26 protein-coding genes and 1 pseudogene are annotated in these 20564 nt (G+C 65.2%); 20 read left to right on the top strand and 7 right to left on the bottom strand.

Annotation, left to right across the window (positions count from 1 at the left end; translation table 11 throughout):
- Positions 1-134: 134 nt before the first annotated feature.
- Both ABB25_RS14235 and ABB25_RS05990 read left to right on the top strand, forming a co-directional pair.
- Positions 135-542 (top strand): DUF4259 domain-containing protein, encoded by a 408-nt coding sequence (locus ABB25_RS14235; RefSeq protein WP_083488136.1) that lies wholly within the window; start codon positions 135-137, stop codon positions 540-542.
- A gap of 40 nt (positions 543-582) precedes the next feature.
- Complete coding sequence (locus ABB25_RS05990) at positions 583-1032, top strand: hypothetical protein (protein ID WP_057664949.1); 450 nt, start codon at positions 583-585, stop codon at positions 1030-1032.
- A 368-nt stretch (positions 1033-1400) separates the two neighbouring features.
- Here ABB25_RS05990 and ABB25_RS05985 read toward each other — a convergent pair whose 3' ends face one another.
- Positions 1401-2492, bottom strand: coding sequence for an IS110 family RNA-guided transposase (locus tag ABB25_RS05985; RefSeq protein WP_057664947.1), 1092 nt, complete (start codon positions 2490-2492; stop codon positions 1401-1403).
- Between the two features lie 165 nt (positions 2493-2657).
- On the opposite strand from ABB25_RS05985, the gene ABB25_RS05980 reads away from it, so the two are divergent.
- Entirely contained in the window at positions 2658-3272 is a 615-nt protein-coding gene (locus tag ABB25_RS05980; protein ID WP_057664945.1) for a hypothetical protein, read from the top strand.
- A gap of 66 nt (positions 3273-3338) precedes the next feature.
- Positions 3339-3764 carry a hypothetical protein gene (locus tag ABB25_RS14230; RefSeq protein WP_083488135.1) on the top strand — a complete coding sequence of 142 codons (426 nt, stop codon included), beginning with the start codon at positions 3339-3341 and terminating at the stop codon, positions 3762-3764.
- On the opposite strand, the gene ABB25_RS14525 is transcribed toward ABB25_RS14230, so the two are convergent.
- Complete coding sequence (locus ABB25_RS14525; RefSeq protein WP_152981060.1) at positions 3761-4000, bottom strand: hypothetical protein; 240 nt, start codon at positions 3998-4000, stop codon at positions 3761-3763. The genes ABB25_RS14230 and ABB25_RS14525 overlap by 4 nt on opposite strands.
- A gap of 145 nt (positions 4001-4145) precedes the next feature.
- Positions 4146-4430, bottom strand: a pseudogene (locus tag ABB25_RS05975) (IS110 family transposase); the annotation flags it as partial.
- A 194-nt stretch (positions 4431-4624) separates the two neighbouring features.
- On the opposite strand from ABB25_RS05975, the gene ABB25_RS05970 reads away from it, so the two are divergent.
- From ABB25_RS05970 to ABB25_RS05950, 5 genes are all read left to right on the top strand, one after another.
- Positions 4625-4912: a hypothetical protein gene (locus ABB25_RS05970; protein ID WP_057664941.1), complete on the top strand. Its 288-nt coding sequence runs from the start codon at positions 4625-4627 to the stop codon at positions 4910-4912.
- Positions 4913-5036: 124 nt separating this feature from the next.
- Positions 5037-5630 carry a tRNA (pseudouridine(54)-N(1))-methyltransferase TrmY gene (gene trmY, locus ABB25_RS05965; RefSeq protein WP_057664939.1) on the top strand — a complete coding sequence of 198 codons (594 nt, stop codon included), beginning with the start codon at positions 5037-5039 and terminating at the stop codon, positions 5628-5630.
- Between the two features lie 10 nt (positions 5631-5640).
- A complete protein-coding gene (locus ABB25_RS05960; protein WP_057664937.1) occupies positions 5641-6147 on the top strand; it encodes an LURP-one-related/scramblase family protein in 507 nt (168 codons plus the stop codon).
- A 208-nt stretch (positions 6148-6355) separates the two neighbouring features.
- Positions 6356-6643 (top strand): hypothetical protein, encoded by a 288-nt coding sequence (locus ABB25_RS05955; RefSeq protein ID WP_057664934.1) that lies wholly within the window; start codon positions 6356-6358, stop codon positions 6641-6643.
- Positions 6644-6723: 80 nt separating this feature from the next.
- Positions 6724-8139: a coniferyl aldehyde dehydrogenase gene (locus tag ABB25_RS05950; RefSeq protein ID WP_057664933.1), complete on the top strand. Its 1416-nt coding sequence runs from the start codon at positions 6724-6726 to the stop codon at positions 8137-8139.
- 607 nt (positions 8140-8746) lie between these two features.
- Here the strand turns inward: ABB25_RS05950 and ABB25_RS05945 are convergent.
- A complete protein-coding gene (locus ABB25_RS05945) occupies positions 8747-9709 on the bottom strand; it encodes a transaldolase (RefSeq protein ID WP_057664931.1) in 963 nt (320 codons plus the stop codon).
- Positions 9710-9718: 9 nt separating this feature from the next.
- A complete protein-coding gene (locus ABB25_RS14520) occupies positions 9719-9931 on the bottom strand; it encodes a hypothetical protein (RefSeq protein ID WP_057664929.1) in 213 nt (70 codons plus the stop codon).
- A gap of 319 nt (positions 9932-10250) precedes the next feature.
- Here ABB25_RS14520 and xth point away from each other — a divergent pair, with 319 nt between their 5' ends.
- The gene (gene xth / locus ABB25_RS05935; RefSeq protein WP_057664928.1) at positions 10251-11021 is read left to right on the top strand and encodes an exodeoxyribonuclease III; all 771 of its coding nucleotides are present in this window, start codon (positions 10251-10253) and stop codon (positions 11019-11021) included.
- 71 nt (positions 11022-11092) lie between these two features.
- On the opposite strand, the gene ABB25_RS05930 is transcribed toward xth, so the two are convergent.
- Positions 11093-11344 (bottom strand): GlsB/YeaQ/YmgE family stress response membrane protein, encoded by a 252-nt coding sequence (locus ABB25_RS05930; RefSeq protein ID WP_057664925.1) that lies wholly within the window; start codon positions 11342-11344, stop codon positions 11093-11095.
- A gap of 75 nt (positions 11345-11419) precedes the next feature.
- Between ABB25_RS05930 and ABB25_RS05925 the strand changes: the two genes are divergently transcribed.
- The 9 genes from ABB25_RS05925 (at position 11420) to ABB25_RS05885 (ending at position 18931) form a co-directional block, all read left to right on the top strand.
- Positions 11420-12034, top strand: a complete 615-nt coding sequence (locus ABB25_RS05925) for a 4'-phosphopantetheinyl transferase family protein (protein WP_152981058.1) — start codon at positions 11420-11422, stop codon at positions 12032-12034.
- 19 nt (positions 12035-12053) lie between these two features.
- Positions 12054-12692: a 16S rRNA (guanine(527)-N(7))-methyltransferase RsmG gene (gene rsmG, locus ABB25_RS05920; protein ID WP_057664952.1), complete on the top strand. Its 639-nt coding sequence runs from the start codon at positions 12054-12056 to the stop codon at positions 12690-12692.
- Positions 12693-12769: 77 nt separating this feature from the next.
- The gene (locus tag ABB25_RS05915; RefSeq protein ID WP_057664923.1) at positions 12770-13567 is read left to right on the top strand and encodes a ParA family protein; all 798 of its coding nucleotides are present in this window, start codon (positions 12770-12772) and stop codon (positions 13565-13567) included.
- A complete protein-coding gene (locus ABB25_RS05910; RefSeq protein WP_057664921.1) occupies positions 13567-14475 on the top strand; it encodes a ParB/RepB/Spo0J family partition protein in 909 nt (302 codons plus the stop codon). The genes ABB25_RS05915 and ABB25_RS05910 overlap by 1 nt, the downstream gene beginning before the upstream one ends.
- 43 nt (positions 14476-14518) lie before the next feature.
- The gene (locus tag ABB25_RS05905; protein WP_057664919.1) at positions 14519-14821 is read left to right on the top strand and encodes a helix-hairpin-helix domain-containing protein; all 303 of its coding nucleotides are present in this window, start codon (positions 14519-14521) and stop codon (positions 14819-14821) included.
- 165 nt (positions 14822-14986) lie between these two features.
- Positions 14987-15952, top strand: coding sequence for an SDR family NAD(P)-dependent oxidoreductase (locus tag ABB25_RS05900; protein WP_057664917.1), 966 nt, complete (start codon positions 14987-14989; stop codon positions 15950-15952).
- 62 nt (positions 15953-16014) lie between these two features.
- Positions 16015-16737 carry a glycosyltransferase family 2 protein gene (locus ABB25_RS05895; RefSeq protein WP_057664915.1) on the top strand — a complete coding sequence of 241 codons (723 nt, stop codon included), beginning with the start codon at positions 16015-16017 and terminating at the stop codon, positions 16735-16737.
- 2 nt (positions 16738-16739) lie between these two features.
- The gene (locus tag ABB25_RS05890) at positions 16740-17081 is read left to right on the top strand and encodes a lipid-A-disaccharide synthase N-terminal domain-containing protein (RefSeq protein WP_057664913.1); all 342 of its coding nucleotides are present in this window, start codon (positions 16740-16742) and stop codon (positions 17079-17081) included.
- An 89-nt stretch (positions 17082-17170) separates the two neighbouring features.
- Positions 17171-18931 carry a DUF885 domain-containing protein gene (locus ABB25_RS05885; RefSeq protein ID WP_057664911.1) on the top strand — a complete coding sequence of 587 codons (1761 nt, stop codon included), beginning with the start codon at positions 17171-17173 and terminating at the stop codon, positions 18929-18931.
- 190 nt (positions 18932-19121) lie between these two features.
- Here ABB25_RS05885 and ABB25_RS05880 read toward each other — a convergent pair whose 3' ends face one another.
- Entirely contained in the window at positions 19122-19526 is a 405-nt protein-coding gene (locus ABB25_RS05880; protein WP_057664910.1) for a RidA family protein, read from the bottom strand.
- A 129-nt stretch (positions 19527-19655) separates the two neighbouring features.
- Here ABB25_RS05880 and ABB25_RS05875 point away from each other — a divergent pair, with 129 nt between their 5' ends.
- A complete protein-coding gene (locus tag ABB25_RS05875; protein WP_057664908.1) occupies positions 19656-20561 on the top strand; it encodes a LysR family transcriptional regulator in 906 nt (301 codons plus the stop codon).
- Positions 20562-20564 lie beyond the last annotated feature (3 nt).

The raw sequence follows: 20564 nt of genomic DNA, 5'->3' as shown, positions 1-20564 counted from the left end.
CGGGGAGTCCATTCGATCATTCAAGCCGAAACCGCTTCGTTCCACAAAGCACACGGCAGGTACAGCTTGCCATGTGCTTTGCTCCACTACGCGGTTCGGCTTAACTTAGGTGTTAGACCTGCAGGGAGAGAGTGATGGGGGCTTGGGGAAATGGGTCATTTGATAACGACGACGCTGCTGACTTTCTTTCGGATGTGACTGACAGCTCTGATCTCACGTTAGTTCGTGAGATCTTCGCTGCGGTGCTGGGTGCCGATAAATACCTTGAGGCACCCGACGCCAGCCAAGCCATTGCAGCGGCAGAAATAGTAGCGGCAGTCGTGGGTCGACCAACGTCGGCGGCTCAAGAAGAAGAGGAGCTATCGGAGTGGATCGCGCGCACTAAACCGACAGCTGATCCAGGCTTAGTGACGCAAGCCGTACAAGTCTTGGATCGCATCGTCGGAGACAACTCTGAGCTTCGAGAACTTTGGGAAGAAACGGATGAACTCTCGGACTGGGAGGAAACCGTGGCGGCCGTGAGGTCGAAGCTGCAGGTCTAACAATGCGTTCAAGCCGAAATTGCATCGCTGCGCCAACAACATGGCAGAAAGAGCTTGCCATGTTGTCGGCTTCGCGCTGCAATTCGGCTTAACTTTGGTGTTAGCCGCCGCTAGGGGGAAGTTCATGAAAAGGCTCATTCCTATCCTGCTCTTGCTGTTAAGCGCTTGCGTTTCCACCGAAATGAAGGGCTACGTCGGCAAGGATATCCGCGAGGTCATTCTGACAAATGGCCAACCCATGGGCGTCATGGACATGGGTGACGGATCGAGAGCATTCCAGTTTATGTGGGGTGGTTCTTCTCAAGCCGCCGTCACCTCCAGTAGCGCAACACAGGTCAACGGCGACTGGCTCGGCAAAGCCTCAGTTCAATCAAGCGGAAGTGCAGTTGTTTCTAGTGGCTGTGTCATTGCTTACATTGCCCAGTGGGATGACACACGCAAAAGCTGGATCGTTGTCGACTACCGATATCCAAATAAGATCGTCTGCTAGCTGCTGGCTAACAATTCCGTAAGGAGCTTCCCGTCAACTCCGGCAGCACGCTGACCTTGCCTTTCGCTTTCAGGCTTTGCATCTGCCGGGTTTTTTCTGCAGTTGATTCAATCGACTCGACGGGTTTCAAGCATTGCCAGACTGCAATTCCGTAAACGGTCTTGTGGGTTTGATGCTTCCAAACCGGACCAGGGTAAAAACCGCGCCCGAAGGCCTCGCTCATCCAACGGTTTCGCCCATGCAAGGGGGATCAGCCTTCGCATGTCATGGCGCCAACTTGTTAGTCAGGCTCTCTTCGGGGCGGTCTGACCGCTTGTTACCTGTGTCGCTGCCGGCGTTGAATCCACTGCGATGAAACGGTTTGAAACTCAGGCGGCGATGGCTTTTTTGCGTGACCGCTGCACCATCGGATGCTGCAGCCAGGCCTCGCTGTCGTAGTCCTCGCCTCGTCGCAACATCGCCCATAGCTGGCGCGCATGTTTGTTGGCGATGGCGACCAGCACTTTGCCAAAGGGCAACCGGCTTGCCAGCGACTTGATCCAGATCTGCTCGGCTGTCGCGGTCTGCGGATTGGCCAGTTTGGCTTGCTGCAGGCAACTTCGTGCGCCTTGTATCAGCAGCGTGCGCAGGTAGTTGTCGCCGCGGCAGCTGATGCCGCCCAGATGCGCCTTGCTACCACTGGAGTGTTGTGTGGGTGTCAGGCCGAGCCAGGCCGCCAACTGTCGGCCATTCGTAAACTCATGGGCGTTGCCGATGCTTGCCACCAGCGCATCGGCCGTCAGTGGCCCCACACCAACCAGTTGTTGGGCGCGCACGCTGCGGGCATCGGCCTTGGCGTGTGCGGCAACCTGGCGATCAATCGCCGCGATCCGCTGTTTCACCTGCTGCCAGTGTGTGTGCAGATCATCAATCAAGGGCAGCAGCGTGGACGGTAATTGAGCGCGAAGCCGGTCATCGGCCAGTGCCCGCTGCAGCGCGCTGTCGCTTTGGGCAATGGCAAGGCCGAACTCAGCCAGCAGCCCGCGCAGTCGATTGCTGATGGCCAGGCTTTCTGTCTTGTAGCCCTCGCGCACGCGATGCCAGCACAGTCGTGCCTGCTGATCGACATCCTTGACCGCGACAAAGCGCATGTTGCCCTGGCGTGCGGCGGTGGCTATCGCCTCGGCATCATTACGGTCGTTCTTGTTGCGCGCGCTCTTGCGGAACGGGGTAACTAACTGCGCAGCGATGAGTTTGGGAATCAGGCCGTGACGCTGGCACAGCCGTGCCCAGTGATGCGCACCGCTGCAGGCTTCCATGGCCACGACGCTGGCCGCTGGCAGTTGGGACAGGTAGTGGCAGAAGGCATCACGACGCAGTTCCAGCCGTCGGATGACGTGCCCGCCGTGGTTGGTTTCGCAGATGGCAAAGACCTGCTTTGCCAGATCCACGCCGACCGTTTTTGTGGTTGAATCAGCCATTGGAGACTTCCCCTCAATCTGATTGTGGTCCAACTCAATCATGGCACTTGATGCCGGCGGCCTGGCCGCCAGAGCGGGAAGTCTCCTTTTTACTCAATCAAGCCGATGCCACTTCGTGGCACGGCTTATTTCAGGCGTTAGCCATTCAATTCAACCAGGGGTGATATGGATATCGACAATTCAATGCTCCAGTGGTCCCAAACGGTCTATGGCGTTGCTCATTCATTGCATCTCGCCAATTCAATAAAGCTTGGGAACCTGACGACTCTGATTGAAAGCCTTTCGGCGGCAGAGCGATGGAACCAATCCGACCTCGGGTTTACGTCATCGCTGCCTACGAAAGATTTTAGGGACGGGTCAATAAACCTGGACGGAAAGGACCACGGAGAGGTTTTTGGCATTCTCTCGGAAAACATCGTCAAGATCCTATTCGTAAATCTTGCGGTTCTTGCAGACGAATGTCTGAATCAACTAATAACAGAAGCAGGAGCCACCCCGCCGAACTACCTGACGAGCAAGGTAGAGTGGGTCAAGTCCAAAATTGACGCAAAATACGAGTGGGCCGCTAATGGAATGCTTGAGCTTTGCGCTCTAAGAAATGCAGTCGTCCATAACGGTGGGAAAATCAACAAATCCGTAGTCGACATTCTTCAGAAAGCAGGTGTTGGCGACGCAAAGCTCGGTCACGAGGTGTCACTCTCATTCAGCGATCTGTTTCGGTACAGGCGCGCATTGCGAACCGTCATTGGCGAACTTCAGAAGCTTAAGAAAAATAGCTAACCAATCATTCCACCGGACCTGCGCGAAATACCGCGCAGTCCGGTGAATTCAAACGTTAGGTGTCACATGAAGATTATCGCAGCATTCATCATCTTCCTTGCAGCAACCCAGAGCGTCAGCGCTCAAGAACTGCTTCTGTTCGGCGGACGCAACAATGACACGTTCTTGGGCTGTGCTACATGCAGCAAGTACGACTCAGGATCCATCTGCAACAAATACGGCGACTTCGGATCTAGGTACAGCGATTCCAGCATCTGGAATAGATATGGAACATTCGGATCTAAATACAACAGCGATAGCCCTTGGAACAAGTACTCAAGTGATCCACCTGTAGTGGTCGACAGAGACGGAAACTTCTATGGATACTTCACTTCCAATAAACATCATCAGAATCGTACGAGAGTGCGCGGCCTTCGTGTTCTGACGGACAATGTTGACCTTGTCACTGATGATCTTCAGGCAGCGCGGGACGCATACTGCGGTGACACCTAACAATTCCGTAAGGAGCTTCCCGTCAACTCCGGCAGCACGCTGACCTTGCCTTTCGCTTTCAGGCTTTGCATCTGCCGGGTTTTTGCTGCAGTTGATTCAATCGACTCGACGGGTTTCAAACATTGCCAGACTGCATTTCCGTCCCGCAGGGATTTCCGCTGGTCATAATCGGTCTTGTGGGTTTGATGCATCCAAACCGGACCAGGGTAAAAACCGCGCCCGAAGGCCTCGCTCATCCAACGGTTTCGCCCATGCAAGGGGGATCAGCCTTCGCATGTCATGGCGCCAACTTGTTAGTCAGGCTCTCTTCGGGGCGGTCTGACCGCTTGTTACCTGTGTCGCTGCCGGCGTTGAATCCACTGCGATGAAACGGTTTGAAACTCAGGCTGCAAAAGCTTTTTTGCGTGACCGCTGCACCATCGGATGCTGCAGCCAGGCCTCACTGTCGTAGTCCTCACCTCGTCGCAACATCGCCCATAGCTGGCGCGCATGTTTGTTGGCGATGGCGACCAGCACTTTGCCAAAGGGCAACCGGCTGGCCAGCGACGTGATCCAGATCTGCTCGGCACTGGCGGTCTGCGGATTGGCCAGTTTGGCTTGCTGCAGGCAACTTCGTGCGCCTTGTATCAGCAGCGTGCGCAGGTAGTTGTCGCCGCGACAGCTGATGCGTCTGTCCAAAGCGCATGTCGATGGGGCACCAAGGAGCAATCAGCCGGGCGTCCTGCTGCGGCCGTTCGATCAAGGGGAGGGGTAATGCAGATTGCTGTGGGGTGTTGCTCACGAGGGTCGGCAGGTTCGGGTAGCCCCGTTCTGCATCGCCAGCAGGGGAGCGGTACGTCGCCTGTTGCGCGGATGTGGGCATGAGTGCGGGGCAGGGGGGCGGTGCACCGCGCACGACCAGCCGCGCGGCCGTGCCTGCCAGCCGCCGTTACTGGTTCCGCGCCAAGCCTTCCGGGCTGGGCTGGGATCTGCCGCTGTGCTGGCAGGGCTGGGGGGTGTATGCACTGGCGCTGGTCGCCATCGTTGCCAGCTTTGTGCTGTTTCCACCCAACCGGCAGCTGGTGCCCTTCCTGGCGGTGCATGGCGGCATCGTGCTTGTGGTACTGATTGCGTGCCTGTGGAAGGGCGAGCCACTGCGGCGCGGTTGAGCCGGGGCTGGTGGCGGTGGCTGCTGGCTGGCGGCCCACTTACACTGCCCGCCTGCGCCGGGTGGTGATCCCGGCACGGTGCCTGTGCTGGCGCCGGTTTTTCCAGCCGTTTTCCGGGTGATCCATGCGAACCTTTGTCCTGCGCGCGCGCGCCGCTCCCACTGACAGCGAGAAGCTGCTGGCCGCCATCGGCCAGGAGGCGCATACCGAGATCCTGGCCCACACGCTGATGAACGCGATCTTCGTTGCCCAGGCCCACCGCCCGGACGTGGTGGTGTACCTGGTGCTGGAAAGCACGCAGGATTTCTCGCGCAGCATCCGTTTTGAAGCCAGTGCGATGCGCGACATCGGTGGCTTTGACGAGCGTTCGCTGCTGGCCAAGGTGGCCGCAGCGCTGGATGCCTCGCGCGGGCTGGGCAAGGAGCAGAGCCGCGATGTCGAGCCAGGGGTAAGCGTTGCCACCACCAGTTTCGAGCGCCTGGTGCAGGGGCTGGCCGCCGACCACCAGCTGTACATGATGCACCCCAAGGGCACGCCGATCGGCAGCGAGGCCTTGGCCGCGAACCCCTGCTTCCTGCTCACCGACCACATCCCGATGCCGAAGAAGAGCTTCAACAGCCTGGAGCGGCTGGGCACGCGCCATATCTCGCTGGGGCCGACGATGCTGTTCGCCTCGCAGTGCGTGGTGCTGATCCACCACTACCTCGACCTGCGCTGAGCCGTCGGCCATGGCACGCCAGCTCACCCTCACCAATGCCCTGCTGTCGCTGCGCGGCCGCATCCACATCAACGATGGCGCAGGCAATGAACGCTACGAGGCACGCGGGGAATTTGCGCTGTTCTCGCCGACCTGGCGGCTGCTGCAGGGTGAGCGGGTGGTGGGCACCCTGCGCCGTCGCCTGCTCAGCTTTCGCCCGCACTTTGATGCCACGCTGGATGGCGAGTCCTTTGCCGTGGTCGGCCGGCTCTTCAGCTTCCGCCGCCACTACCGTGTGCGTGGTGGCCGCTGGGATGGGGCCACGCTCACCGGCAACCTGTGGGACAGGCGCTTTTGCATCCAGCGTGGTGGGCAGGTACTGGCCGATGCCCAGGGCCGCTGGTTGAGCCTGCGCGACACCCACCAGGTGCAGGTACACAGCGATGAGGCGGCCGACGAACGCTTTGTCGCCCTCTGCCTGGTGCTGGTGATGATGGAAAAAGCCAACAGCAACGCAGCGGCGGGAAGTACCGGCTGAGGCAGTGCGCTGCCGGCAGCCGGAACCCGCGGCCAGACAGCGCATGGGCTGGAAACGCCGCTGCCGGATCCCAGACCGGGGCCGATCCACTGAGCACCGGCCCGCACGGGCGGCCCGTTGCCGCTGCGCTGGCGCACCGTGGCCATTGCCTGCGCGTACTGCGGACGGGCATCCTGCTGGCCACGTCGATCACAAGGAGCCGATCCGCATGGACAACACCCCCCTCAACCGCGAACAGGCCAGCGCCATTGCCGAAGCCCTGCTGGTGCCGGAGCGGGCGGCGCAGCAGGCGCGGTCGCAAGCCGTGTCGCAGCGTGAGGCGGCCCGCCTGGCCTGGCGGCAGAAGGTACGCCGGCGCGGCGGCTTTGCCATTGCCGGCCTGCTGGTGGGCGGCTTGCTGGCCTGGGTGCTGGGCAACAGCGTGCAGGGCGGGGCCGTGCTGGGGGCGCTGCTGGGCCTGCTGTGCGGCGCGTTGCCGGGCATCCGGCGCCAGTGACGCCAGCCCGGCTGAGCGCACCGGCATAGTGGCAGCCCCGGCATCGGGCACAATGCCTGCCTGGATTGAAGGGGAAGGACATGACGCACGACACCGCCACCGGCCTGAGCGCCACCCTGCAGCACATGCGCGCGGCCTGGCAGGCCAACAAGCCCGGCTATGCCCAGCGCCGCGCTGACCTCAAGGCGCTGCGTGCGGCGGTGAAGGCCCAGCTGCCGCAGATGGTGGCGGCGATCAACACCGATTTCGGCCAGCGCAGCGCGGCCGAATCACGCATTGCAGAGGGCATGACCGTGCTGTCGGCCATCGACCACCTGCTGGCGCACCTGCGTGACTGGATGCGGCCCACGCCGGTGGGCGCCGGCTGGCGCCTGCTGCCGGCACGCGCCGAGCTGCGTGCGGTGCCGCTGGGGGTGGTCGGGGTGATCAGCCCGTGGAACTACCCGGTGAACCTGGCGCTGATCCCGCTGGCCACCGCGATTGCTGCCGGCAACCATGTGCTGCTCAAACCCTCCGAGCACACCCCGGCCACCAGTGCCTGGCTGGCGCAGTTGCTGGCCGGCGTGTTCCCGGCCGAGCGGGTGAGCGTGGTGCAGGGCGGTGCCGAGGTCGCTGCCGCGTTCTCGGCGCTGCCGCTGGACCACCTGGTGTTCACCGGTTCCACCGCGGTCGGGCGCAAGGTGATGGCCGCCGCCGCGCAGCACCTGACCCCGCTGACGCTGGAGCTGGGCGGCAAGTCGCCGGCGATTGTCTGCGCCGATTACCCGATTGAAAAAGCCGCCGCGCGGCTGGCCACCGGCAAGTGGTTCAACGCGGGGCAGACCTGCATCGCCCCGGATTATGTGCTGGTGGAAGGTGGCCAGCAGAGGGTGGCGGCGCTGGCCCACGCACTGGGCGTGCAGGTGCGCCAGCGCTATGGCGATGACCTGGCCGCCAGCGCCGACTACACCCGCATCATCAACGACGGCCAGTACCAGCGGCTGATGGCGCATGTGGCCGATGCGCGCGCACGCGGGCTGGATGTGCGCCAGCTGGCCGAAGTGCCGGACAACGCCGCGGCCCAGCGCCTGCTGGCACCGACGCTGATCCTGCAGCCCGATGCCCAGGCCACGGTGATGGGCGAGGAGATCTTCGGCCCGCTGCTGCCGATCCTCGCCGTGGACTCGCTGGACGCGGCCATCGCCCACATCAACGCCGCTGAGCGGCCGCTGGCGCTGTACCCCTTCAGCCACGACCGGCGTGCGGTGGAGCGCCTGCTGCACGACACCGTGGCCGGTGGCATCACCGTCAATGACTGCCTGCTGCACTTTGCCGCCGAAGGCCTGCCGTTTGGTGGCGTCGGTGCCAGCGGCATGGGCGCCTACCACGGCCGCGCCGGCTTTGATGCGATGAGCAAGGCGCTGCCGGTGCTGTGGCAGCCGCGCATCACCGCCACCGACTGGCTCAAGCCGCCGTACCGCCCGCTGCAGCGCCTGCTCGACCTGCTGGTGCGCTGAATCGCGGCAAGGGCTGTTTCCCACAAAAGCCCTTGGCCTCTGTGGGAAGGGCATCGCGACCAAGGTCGCTTCCCACAAAAGCACAGCTGGCCGCTGTGGCAGTCCCCTGTGGGAGTGCGCTTGCGCACGACAGCCTGGCACGACTGCGCTGGGCAGGCGCCCGGTGGCTTCGGCAGGAGCGGTCCTGGCCACGATGCTGTTGTTTTTGCAGGAGCGTGCTCCCGATGCTTTTGCCTGTGCAGGAGCGGCCCACGCCGCGATGCCGTTGCTTTGGCAGGAGCAAGCTTGCCCGTGATGGCGGGGTGTCTTGCAAGCCTTGGTCGCGGCGTGCGCCGCTACAGCGGAAGTCCGCTGCGTTGCTTGATCAAGAGGGTTGACCTCCACAAAAGCCCATTGCCCTTGTGGGAAGGGCATCGCGACCAAGGTCGCTTCCCACAAAAGCACAGCTGGCCGCTGTGGGAGTCTCCTGTGGGAGTGCGCTTGCGCACGACGGCCGGTGCGGCCGTGGTCTGTACCGTGGCATGCAGCCATTGCAGCATCGGCGGTCAGCAAACAGCCGGCGTTGGGCGCCGGCTGTTTTGCTTTCCAGCAAGGGTCAGGCCAAGGCTCAGCCGATGCGTGCGGCAATCATCTGGCGCAGGCCGTCCAGGTCCTTCACAAAGCCTTCGATGCCGGTGCGCAGTTTTTCCTCGGCCATCGCATCGGCGGCGATCGCGGCGGCGAACGATTCGGCGGTGACCGGCGCATGCACCACGCCGTCAGCGGCAACCGGGGACAGCTGGCGCGGCAGCGCGCCGTGGTCGGCGTCGAGCTTTTCCAGCAGCTCCGGCGAGATGGTCAGGCGGTCGCAGCCGGCCAGTGCCTCGACCTGTGCGGTGGAGCGGAACGAGGCGCCCATCACCACGGTCGGGATGCCGCGGCGCTTGAACTCGTTGTAGACACCGCGCACGAACACCACGCCGGGGTCTTCGTCGATGCTGGCCGGGGTCTGCCCGCGGGCCACGTACCAGTCCAGGATGCGGCCGACGAACGGCGAGATCAGGAAGGCACCGGCCTCGGCACAGGCCAGCGCCTGCACCGGGTTGAAGATCAGGGTCAGGTTGCAGTCGATGCCCTCGGCCTGCAGTACGCGCGCCGCCTCGATGCCTTCCCAGGTGGCGGCGATCTTGATCAGCACCTTCTCCTTGGGCACACCGGCCTCGGCGTACAGCGCGATGAAGCGGCGGGCCTTGGCGATGGTGGCGGCGGTGTCGTGCGACTTGTCGGCATCGACCTCGGTGGAGATGCGGCCCGGGATCAGCCGGCTGAGCATCGCGCCGATACCGACGGTGAGGCGGTCGGCGATGTCATCGATGACCGCCGCGCGCTCGCCGCTGGCGCCGGCCGCGCGGGCCAGCTCGGCCTCGATCAGCTCGGCGTACACCGGCAGGTCCAGCGCCTTCTTCACCAGGGTCGGGTTGGTGGTGCAGTCCACCGGGCGCAGCTTCTCGATCGCGGCGTAATCACCGGTATCGGCAACCACTACCGACAGTTCACGCAGTTGGGCCAGCTTGGAAACGCTCATCGTCATCTCTTCTCGTCAGTCGTCAGGGTGGATGCCGGCGGCAGCCATGATCGCGTGGGTGTCCTGGCCGGACACGGCAGCGGAAAACGGCGCCGGGCCCGGCGTCTGGCCGAAGTGATCGGCCGGGCCGCCCACGGTAGCGGGCCGGCGGCCGATGGGCCAGTGGTGCGCGCGCTTGTTCAGCCCGTGCTGGGGCAGGCGCCGGGTTGCGGTGGGTGGATCGGCCAATGCAGCGTACGCTGCAGCCGTCCGCTGGCCCGGCCCGTTGCGCCGCAGCCGGTTGCCCGTCGGCGCTGCTGCCGTTGTGCGGGCAATGCCTGCCCGGCCGGGACGGCGGCTGGTGGCGGCAGGTTTATCCGGCACGGTCTGGCGGCTGCCGGCGTACTGCCGCCGGGTGGGCGGCAGCCGGGGCCGGGCGGGCTACCATGGGCCGCCTCCGGCGGGTGCGGCCGCGCCTGCCGGAGGCAGGGGCCGCCAGTTGTGCCGGGTCCACGCAAGGCCTTTGCGTCGCAAGGGTATTCAATTGAATCAACAAGATGGCTGCCACATGAAAATCGTGTCCTGGAACGTCAACTCGCTCAATGTCCGCCTGCCGCACCTGGAACAGTGGCTGGAAGGCTTTGCCCCCGACGTGGTCGGCCTGCAGGAAACCAAGCTGGAGGACCACAAGTTCCCGGCCGCCCGCCTGGCCGAGCTGGGCTGGAACGTGGTGTTTGCCGGGCAGAAGACCTACAACGGGGTCGCGTTGCTGGCCCGCAGTCCCATCGAGGATGTGCAGATCGGCATCCCGGGTTTCGAGGATGAGCAGAAGCGGGTGATCGCCGGCACCATCAACGGCGTGCGCGTGATCAACCTGTACGTGGTCAACGGCCAGGACGTGGGCACCGACAAGTACGCCTACAAGCTGCGCTGGCTGGCCGCGGTGCGTGAGTGGGTGGCCGCCGAGCTGGCCCGCCACCCGCAGCTGGTGGTGATGGGCGATTTCAACATTGCACCGGACGATCGCGATGTGCCCGATGCCGCGGTCTGGAATGACAACCACATCCTGACCTCGACCGCCGAGCGTGCCGGGTTGCAGGCGTTGCTGGACCTGGGCCTGCACGATGCTTTCCGGCTCAAGCACCAGGACGCCGGGATCTTCAGTTGGTGGGATTACCGCGCCGCCGGTTTCCGCCGCAATTACGGCCTGCGCATCGACCTGAACCTGGTTTCCGATGCGCTCGCCGCGCGCCTGGACGATGCCGGGATTGACCGTGAACCGCGCACCTGGGAGCGTCCCAGCGACCACGCGCCGGCGTGGATCGCGCTGGCCGGCTGAGCCGGCAGACAGCACAAAGCCCGGCTCGGCCGGGCTTTGTGGCTGCACGCAGGTTGGCGGCAGCGGCTGCTTCAGCGGATCGACTTGCGGGTGAACAGGTTCACGATCGCCAGCAGGATCACCGCACCGATCAGCGAGAAGATGAAGGTCCTGACCGTAATGGCCTCATTGATGCCGCCACCGAACAGGAAACCGGCGATCAGGGCGCCGACGATGCCGACGATGATGTTGAGCAGGATGCCCTGCTGGCCGTCACGCTTCATGATGATGCTGGCCAGCCAGCCGACAATACCGCCGATGATCAACCAAATGATGATTCCCATGCATTCGTCTCCTTATCAGTGGGCACCGGGGCTGATGCCTGCGGTGCAGTTAAGGGATGGCCACGTTAAAAAATCGTGCACCAACGTGAGGCGCGCGTGGTGACGGCCACCGTGTTGGGGCACTGGCAGTGGGATCACCTGCAGGTCTGGCAATTGCCGCATACCGCTGGAACACGGGGCGAACCGCAGGCCCGGCAGGTATTGGCACCGGTGCTGGGGCTGGCACCTGAACAGTTGCCGATCAGCCGCAGCGAACGTGGCCGGCCGCAGCTGGGGCGGCCACTGGAAGGCCAGGATGTCGGCTGGAGCCACAGTGGCGGCCATCTGCTGGTGGCGCTGGGCCAGGGGGTGCGGCTGGGGGTGGACCTGGAGCGGATCCAGCCACGGCCGAGGATGGCCGAGGTGATCGCGCGTTTCTTCCATCCCGATGAAGTGGCCTGGCTGCTGGGCCTGGAGGAGGCGGCACGCCAGCAGTGGTTCTTCCGGGTCTGGTGTGCCAAGGAGGCGCTGCTCAAGGCCCATGGCCACGGCATTTCCTTTGGCCTGCACCGGTTCGCCTTTGCCCCGCAGGGGCAGTGCCTGCAGGTGAGCGTCAGCGACCCGGAGCTTGGCCCTGCCGGCAGCTGGCAGTTGCGCGAATGGGCCATCGGTGCGGATTTCCGCGCGGCATTGGCCTGGCAACCGCTGTGAGCCTGCGATAATGCCGGCCATGAGCACCCACACCCTCCCCGCCGACGTCGCCGCCAGCCTGGAGCAGGGCCTGGCCGCGATGTCGCTGCCTGCCGACCTGGCCGGCCCGCTGCTGCAGTATCTGGCCCTGCTGGACCGCTGGAACAAGACCTACAACCTGACCGCCATCCGCGACCCGCGCGAGATGGTCACCCGCCACCTGCTCGACTCGCTGGCCATGGCTCCGTTCTTTTCCACCGGTACCCTGGCCGACCTCGGCACCGGCCCCGGGTTGCCGGGCATCCCGCTGGCGATCACCCATCCGGGCCTGCAGGTGACCCTGGTGGAGAGCAATGGCAAGAAATGCCGCTTCATGCGCGAGGCCGTGCGCAAGCTGGGCTTGAGCAACGCACGGGTGGCCGAAAGCCGCGCCGAGGCGCTGGACGAGCCGGCTGCGTATGACAACCTGACCGCGCGGGCGATGGATACCCTGGCCGGGATCATCGCTGTCGGTGGCCACCTGCTGCGTCCGGGCGGCCGCCTGCTGGCGATGAAGGGCGTGGTCCCGCATGAGGAAATCGCCGCGCTGCCGGCCGGCTGGCAGGTCGAGTCGATCACCCCGCTGCAGGTGCCGGGCCTGGTCGGCGAGCGGCATCTGGTGGTGGTCGGCCGCGGCTGATTGTTCACCCGGTTTTCGCATTCGGCCGGCGAGCGGCCATAATGACCCACCAGGATTCCGCCCAAGAGGCTCAACGCATGGCCCGCATCATCGCGATTGCCAACCAGAAAGGCGGCGTCGGCAAGACCACTACCGCCGTGAACCTGGCCGCGGCACTTGCCGGTGCCGGCAAGCGCGTGCTGCTGGTGGACCTGGATTCGCAGGGCAATGCGACCATGGGCAGTGGCGTGGACAAGCGCGAGTTGAGTGCGTCCACCTACGACCTGCTGCTGGGCGAGGCCAGTGTGGTGCAGGTACGGGTGACCACCGGCGAGGGCTTTGACCTGCTGCCGGGCAACATCGACCTGACCGCCGCCGAGATCCAGCTGATGAGCCAGGATGCGCGCGAGCAGCGGCTCAAGACTGCGCTGGCACCGGTGGTCGGCCAGTACGACTACATCATCATCGACTGCCCGCCGGCACTGGGCCTGCTGACCCTCAACGCGCTGGCCGCGGCTGATTCGGTGATCGTGCCGATGCAGTGCGAGTACTACGCGCTGGAAGGCCTGAGTGCGCTGGTGGAAACCATCGAGGCACTGCGCAGCACGCTCAACCCGGTGCTGGAGATCGAAGGCGTGCTGCGCACCATGTTCGATGTGCGCAACAACCTGGCCAATGCGGTGTCGGCCGAGCTGACCGCGCATTTCGGTGACAAGGTGTTCCGCACCATCGTGCCGCGCAATGTGCGCCTGGCCGAGGCGCCCAGCCATGGCCAGAGCATCCTCGGCTATGACCGCAGCTCGCGCGGCGGCGTGGCCTATGTCGGCCTGGCCGGTGAAGTGATTCGTCGCAACGCGCAACGCAACAAGGCCGCCAAGGCCACGGAGATCGCCTGATGACTGCCAAAAAGCGCGGCCTTGGCCGTGGTCTGGATGCCCTGCTTGGCCCGAAGGGCGCCACCACGCCGGTCAACGTGGCCGCGGTGGCCCAGCCGCAACCGGGCGAGGTGCTGCGCCGGATCAAGGTCTCCGAGCTGCAGCCGGGCAAGTACCAGCCGCGCCGCGAGATGGATTCGTCCAAGCTGGACGAGCTGGCCGATTCGATCCGCGCCCAGGGCGTGATCCAGCCGATCCTGGTGCGCCGGCTGCCGGCCGGCAATTACGAGATCGTTGCCGGTGAGCGCCGCTGGCGTGCCTCGCAGCTGGCCGGGCTGACCGAAGTGCCGGTGGTGGTGCGCGAGCTGGAAGACCGCACCGTCGTTGCGATGGCGCTGATCGAGAACATCCAGCGCGAAGACCTCAACCCGTTGGAAGAGGCGCAGGCGCTGTCGCGCCTGATCCAGGAATTCAGCCTGACCCACGCCGAAGCGGCGCAGGCGGTGGGCCGTTCGCGTGCGGCGGTGTCCAACCTGCTGCGCCTGCTCGACCTGCCCGAAGGCGTGCGCGCGCTGCTGATCGAGCGCCGGCTGGAAATGGGCCATGCCCGTGCGCTGCTGACCCTGGCCCCGGAGCTGGCCACCAAGCTGGCCGAGGAAGCAGCCGAGCAGGGCTGGTCGGTGCGTGAGGTTGAGCATCGTGCCCAGCAGTTCGCCGCCGGCAAGCTGCCCGGTGCGCGCAAGGCCAAACCTGCCCCGGCCAGCCCGCTGGCCGATATCGCCAGCCTGCAGAATGAGTTGTCCGAAGCGCTCGGTGCACGGGTGGACATCACCCAGGGCCGTGGCGGCAAGGGCAAGCTGGTGATCCATTACAGCGACCTGGACACCCTGGACGGGGTGCTCGAACGCCTGCGCGCCCGTCGCGGCTAGGTGTTCCCGACCGCCGCAGGCACGCTGATCAAAGGCCAGGACAATGCATCCGGACAAGGTCGACCGTAACCGCCTGTTGCGCCTGACCGACCTGCCCAATGTGGGGCCGGCCTGCGAGAAGGATCTGCGCCTGATCGGCATCCGGGTGCCGGCGCAGCTGCGCGGGCGCGATGCCTATGACCTGTACGCCCAGCTGTGCCTGCGCACCGGGGTGGTCCACGATCCCTGTGTCATCGACGTGTTTCTGTCGATCGTGCGTTTTCTGGCCGGTGAACCGGCCCAGCCCTGGTGGGCCTTCAGTGCCGAACGCCGGGCCCAGCTGGCGCGTGAGCCGATGCAGCGGTAAAGCACCGCGGTGTTGCCACCGCGTGCCTGCCTGGCTGCGACGCGTCTGCCGGCGGCCGATGGATCCTCCCGGGTTGTGGCCCGGCAAATGATTTTGAGTCCACCCCGGCCAGTGACATGATTGGCCGGCTGCCCGCCGCCCGGGCTTTTCACTGCAGAGCGTTTGATGACCATTCTTGTTACCGGCGCTGCCGGTTTTATCGGTGCCCATACCTGCCAGGCCCTGGCCGCTGCCGGCCAGCCGGTGGTGGGGCTGGACAACTACAACGATTACTACGACCCGCAGATCAAGCGCGACCGGGTGGCGGCGTTGTGCCCACAGGTCGATATCCGCAGCCTGGATCTGACCGACCGGGGCGGGCTGGAGGCGTTGTTCGAACAGGTCAAGCCGCGCGCGGTGATCCACCTGGCCGCGCAGGCGGGGGTGCGTTACTCGCTGGAAAACCCGCAGGCCTATGTCGATTCCAACCTGACCGGCTTTGTGAACATCCTCGAGCTGTGCCGGCACCATCCGGTCGAGCACCTGGTATATGCCTCCAGCAGCTCGGTCTACGGTGATTCGGCCACCCCGCCGTTTTCCGAGGACCAGCGCATCGACCGCCCGCGCTCGCTGTATGCCGCAACCAAGGCGGCCAACGAGCTGATGGCCTACACCTATGCCCAGCTGTTTGGCCTGAAGGCCACCGGCCTGCGCTTTTTCACCGTGTACGGGCCCTGGGGCCGGCCGGACATGGCGCCGCTGCTGTTCTCGCGCGCGGTGCTGGCCGGGCGGCCGATCCAGGTGTTCAACCAGGGCCGGATGCAGCGTGATTTCACACATGTTTCCGACATTGTCGCCGGTATCCTCGGCGCGCTTTCCCACCCATCCACCGAGGCGGTTGCGCATCAGGTCTTCAATCTAGGCAATCACACCCCGATCGAGCTGGAGCACTTCATCGGGGTGATCGAGCAGGCTGCCGGGGTGCCCGCGCACAAGGTCTACAAGCCGATGCAGCCGGGCGACATGGTCCGCACCATGGCCGATACCCGGCGTGCCGCCGAGGCCTTCGGCTACGCACCGCGCACGCCGATTGAAACCGGCTTGCCACCGGTGGTGGCCTGGTGCCGTGATTACTTTGGAGCCGCGGTCTGATTTCATCGGGCCGTAACTGAAGGCCCCGTCCAATCCGCCGATTCATGCTTACTGGACGATCCATGCCCTTACCTCAGCTTTCCGTGGTTGTTCCGATCCATAACGAGAAGGACAACGTTGCGGCCCTGCTGGCAGAAATCGCGGCGGTACTGCGTGGCCGGCTGGAGTGGGAGGCGGTGTTTGTCGATGATCTTTCCAGTGATGCCAGCCTGACGGTAATGCAGGGGTTGAAGGCCGAATACCCCGAGCTGCGCATCCTGTCCCACCGCAGCCAGTGCGGGCAGAGCACCGCCCTGCACAACGGCGTGCGTGCGGCCCGGGCGGCGTGGGTGGTGACCCTGGATGGCGATGGCCAGAACGACCCGGCCGACATCCCCGGGTTGCTGGCCGAGCGCGAGCGTGCGGCGCCGTCGGTGCGGTTGTTTGCCGGCTGGCGGGTCAACCGCCGGGACTCCGGCTCCAAGCGCTGGGCCAGCCGCTGGGCCAATGCGATCCGTGCCTGGCTGCTCAAGGACGACACCCCCGATACCGGCTGCGGGATCAAGCTGTTCGAGCGCGAGGCCTTCCTCGCCCTGCCGTACTTCGACCACATGCATCGCTACCTGCCGGCACTGATGCAGCGGGCCGGCTGGTCGACGGTGAGTGTTCCGGTCAACCACCGCCATCGCCTCAACGGGGTCTCCAAATACACCAACTGGGGGCGCGCGCTGGTGGGTGTGCGTGACCTGCTCGGCGTGAGCTGGTTGATCGCGCGCAGCAAGCGCACGCAGACCGTGGAGTACTGAGCATGGGCTGGATGAACCAGGCGCTGCCCTGGCTGGAGTGGACCGGTGTGCACCTGTCGCCGTGGAAGCTGATCGGCCTGACCGGGGCACTGATGTTCGGTGGCCGCTGGCTGGTGCAGTTCTGGGCCACGCGCAAGGCCGGGCGGCCGGTGATTCCCCGGCTGTTCTGGTACATGAGCGTGGCCGGCAGCCTGATGACGCTGAGCTATTTCCTGTTCTCGGCCAAGCAGGATGCGGTGGGCATTGCGCAGAACCTGTTCCCGGCCTTTACCGCGCTGTACAGCCTGCGCCTGGACATCCGCCACCGTGGCTGGAAACCGGCAGCGGACGAGCCTGCCGGCTGAGCAGCCGTTGCAAGTGCCGTTACGGCCCTGTCCGTGCCTGGCGGGCGGTGCGATGATCAGCGCTGTATTCAGCGCTGGGGAATGGGATCGTGAAATCGTCTTTGGCGGTAGCCGTGGTGGTGGCACTGGGACTGGCGGGGGTGCCGTCACCGGCAGCGGCCACGCGTGATGCGGGTACGGCCACCGCCGATGCCGCTGACCTGCGCCTGCGCGCGATTGCCGATGCCGAGTACCAGTGGCGGCATGCCGATGCGCCGGGCCAGCAGCGTGCCAGCAACCGGCTGGAAGATGTCGGCGAGGCAGCCCAGCAGGCCCGGCTGGCCGGCTGGCAGCAGGTGCTGGCCGAGCTGGATCGCATCGATACCACCCAGCTCTCGGCCGAGGGCAAGGTCGACTACGCGGTATACCGCGCGCAGATCCTGGACCTGATCGACGCGGTCGAGCAGCGCAGCTACCAGATGCCGTTCAATTCGGACTCCTCGTTCTGGTCCAACCTCGGCTTCATGGCACGCCGGCCGTTGACCACGGCGCAGCAGGCGCAGGATTACATCGCCCTGCTGCAGGATGTGCCGCGGCATTTCGGGCAACAGATCGACAACATGCGTGCCGGCTTGGCGCGTGGCTTCAGCGTGCCACGCGCGGTGCTGGACGGGCGCGAGGTGTCCATTGCCGCGGTGGCCCGGCTGCAGGATCCGACCGCCTCGCCGCTGTACGGCCCGTTGCAGCGTTTGCCGGCCTCGATCCCGCAGGCCCAGCGCGAGCAGCTGCAGCGCCAGGGGCAGGCGGCGATCGCCGGCAGCGTGATCCCGGCCTACCGCCAGCTGCTGGCCTTTTTCCAGGACGAGTATGTGCCGCAGGCGCGCACCAGCCTGGCGGCCGAGGCGATGCCCGGCGGTGAGGCGTTCTACCGCTCGCAGATCCGCCAGTACACCACGCTGGACCTGAGCCCGGCACAGATCCACCAGATCGGCCTGGACGAGGTGGCGCGCATCCGCGCCGAGATGGAAACGGTGATCGACGCCAGCGGTTTCCAGGGCCGCAGCCGGGAAACCCGGTTTGCCGATTTCCTGCATTTCCTGCGCACCGATGAGCAGTTCTATGCCAAAACGCCCGAGCAGCTGCTGCACCACGCTGCGTGGATCGCCAAGCGCGTGGATGCGGTGATCGGCCGTTACGTCACCCTGCCGCGTGCGCGTTTCACCATCGTGCCGGTGCCCGAGGACATCGCCCCGTTCTGGACCGCCGGCCGCGGTGGCATGGGCACCTACTGGGTCAACACCTATGACCTGCCGTCGCGGCCGCTGTACAACCTGCCGGCCCTGACCCTGCACGAATCCGACCCCGGCCATGCCATGCAGGGCGCACTGGCCGCCGAGCAGGGGGCGCAGCCGGCCTGGCGGCGCGACAACTACATCTCCGCCTATGGCGAAGGCTGGGGCCTGTATACCGAGAAGCTCGGCGTGGAGATGGGCATCTACCAGACCCCGTACGAGGACTTCGGCCGGCTGACCTACGAAATGTGGCGTGCGGCGCGGCTGGTGATCGATACCGGTGTGCACCACTACGGCTGGAGCCGCGAACAGGCCCTGGCCTACCTGCGCGACAACACCGCGCTCAGCGAGCACGAGGTCACCACCGAGGTCGACCGCTACATCTCCTGGCCGGCGCAGGCGCTGAGCTACAAGCTCGGCGAGATCGAGATCTGGAAACTGCGCCGCCAGGCTGAAAGCGAGCTGGGCGATGCCTTCGAGCTGAAGGCCTTCCACGACTTCGTGCTGCAGCAGGGCTCGGTGCCGCTGCCGGTGCTGCGCAACCAGGTCGAAGGCTGGATTGCCGCGCGCAAGGGCTGAACCAAGGCAACCGGCAGCCGGCCACGCGCGATGGCTGCCGGATCCCGGCCGGTACCTGCGGCCCGTGCAAGGCACGGCGTTTCCCCACAGGCATCCTGTGAGGTGCCTCGGTGTCCTGGGTACAAGACCACCAGACAAACAATGCTTGCGCCTGCATGCAGGTGTAGCTGCAGCTGCCAGCGCCAGCGGATCAGGCCGCGGTGGTGTCCGGCAGCCGTGCCACGACCTTGATCTCGAACTGGAAGCCGTACAGCCAGCTCACGCCGATGCCGGTCAGAGTGGGGTAGGGCGCCTGGCCCCAGTACTCCGGGACGATGGCCCAGGCTCTGGCGAAGTTCACTTCGGCATCGACCAGGAACACGGTGACATCGATGACATCGTCAAAACGGCAGCCGGCGGCCGCCAGCACGGCATTGAGGTTGTCGAAGGCGCGCCGCACCTGGTCCTCGAACACCGGTTCGGGGGAGCCGTCCTCACGGCTGCCCACCTGCCCGGACACGAACAGCAGGCCATTGGCACGCACGGCCGGTGAGTAATGGTTGCGCTCGTACAGGGCACGGCGGCCGCTGGGAAACACCACATCGCGCTGGTTCATTGCTGGAATCCTGAAGGGCGGGGGGCACGGTGCACCCGGCGGGGAGGGCCATCTTCAGGGGCGCAGAGGCGCTGGATAAACCAGTCAAGTGCGCCTAGATTGTTTTCAATTTGCGAACAATGGAGCGCCATGGACCGTTTCCAGGCGATGCGGGTGTTTGTCCGTGTGGTCCAGGCCGGGAGCCTGACCCAGGCCGCACAGACCCTGCAGCTGGGTCGCGCCACGGTGACCCAGCTGCTCAAACAGCTGGAAGCACACCTGCAGGTGCGCCTGCTCAACCGCACCACCCGCCGGGTCAGCCTGACCGCCGACGGTACGGCCTACTACGAGCGGGCGCTGCAGTTGCTGGCCGACCTGGAAGAGGCCGAGGCCAGTGTCGGCAGTGCGCGCAGCCAGCCCCGCGGGCGCTTGCGCATCGACGTGCCCAGCCCGTTCGCGCAGCAGGTGCTGATGCCTGCGTTGCCCGACTTTGTTGCCCGCTACCCCGGGATCACCCTGGAGATCGGCGCCAGCGACCGCGCGGTGGATGTGATCGCCCAGGGCGTGGACTGTGTGATCCGTGGCGGCGAGCTGCGCGATGGCGGGCTGGTCGCACGCCGGCTGTGCGGGCTGCCGCTGGCGCTGCATGCCTCCCCTGCCTACCTGGCACGGTGTGGCACGCCGCACCAGCCGCAGGACCTGCAGGACCCGGTCCACCAGCTGGTGGGTTTTCGTGGCGCCGGATCCGGCCAGGTACACCTGCCGCAACTGTCACGCGGTGGCCAGGTGCTCACCCCGGCCATGCACTGCCGGCTCAGCGTGGATGATGGCAACGCCTGTCTTGCCGCTGGCCTGGCCGGGTTGGGCATCATCTGCCTGCCCACCTACCTGACCGCTGTGCATGTACGTGCCGGTGAGCTGGTGCCGCTGCTGCCGCAATGGGAACTGCCGCCGATGCCGTTGCACCTGGTGTTTGCGCCCAACCGCTATGTCAGCCACCGCTTGCGGGTTTTCATTGACTGGATGACCGCCCAACTGCAGCACGGGCTGGCCTGAGCG

The organism is Stenotrophomonas koreensis (assembly GCF_001431525.1).
In the GTDB taxonomy this organism is placed as follows: domain Bacteria; phylum Pseudomonadota; class Gammaproteobacteria; order Xanthomonadales; family Xanthomonadaceae; genus Stenotrophomonas; species Stenotrophomonas koreensis.
Note: the sequence above shows the minus strand (reverse complement) of the source record. Positions and strands in the feature narration are given on the sequence as shown.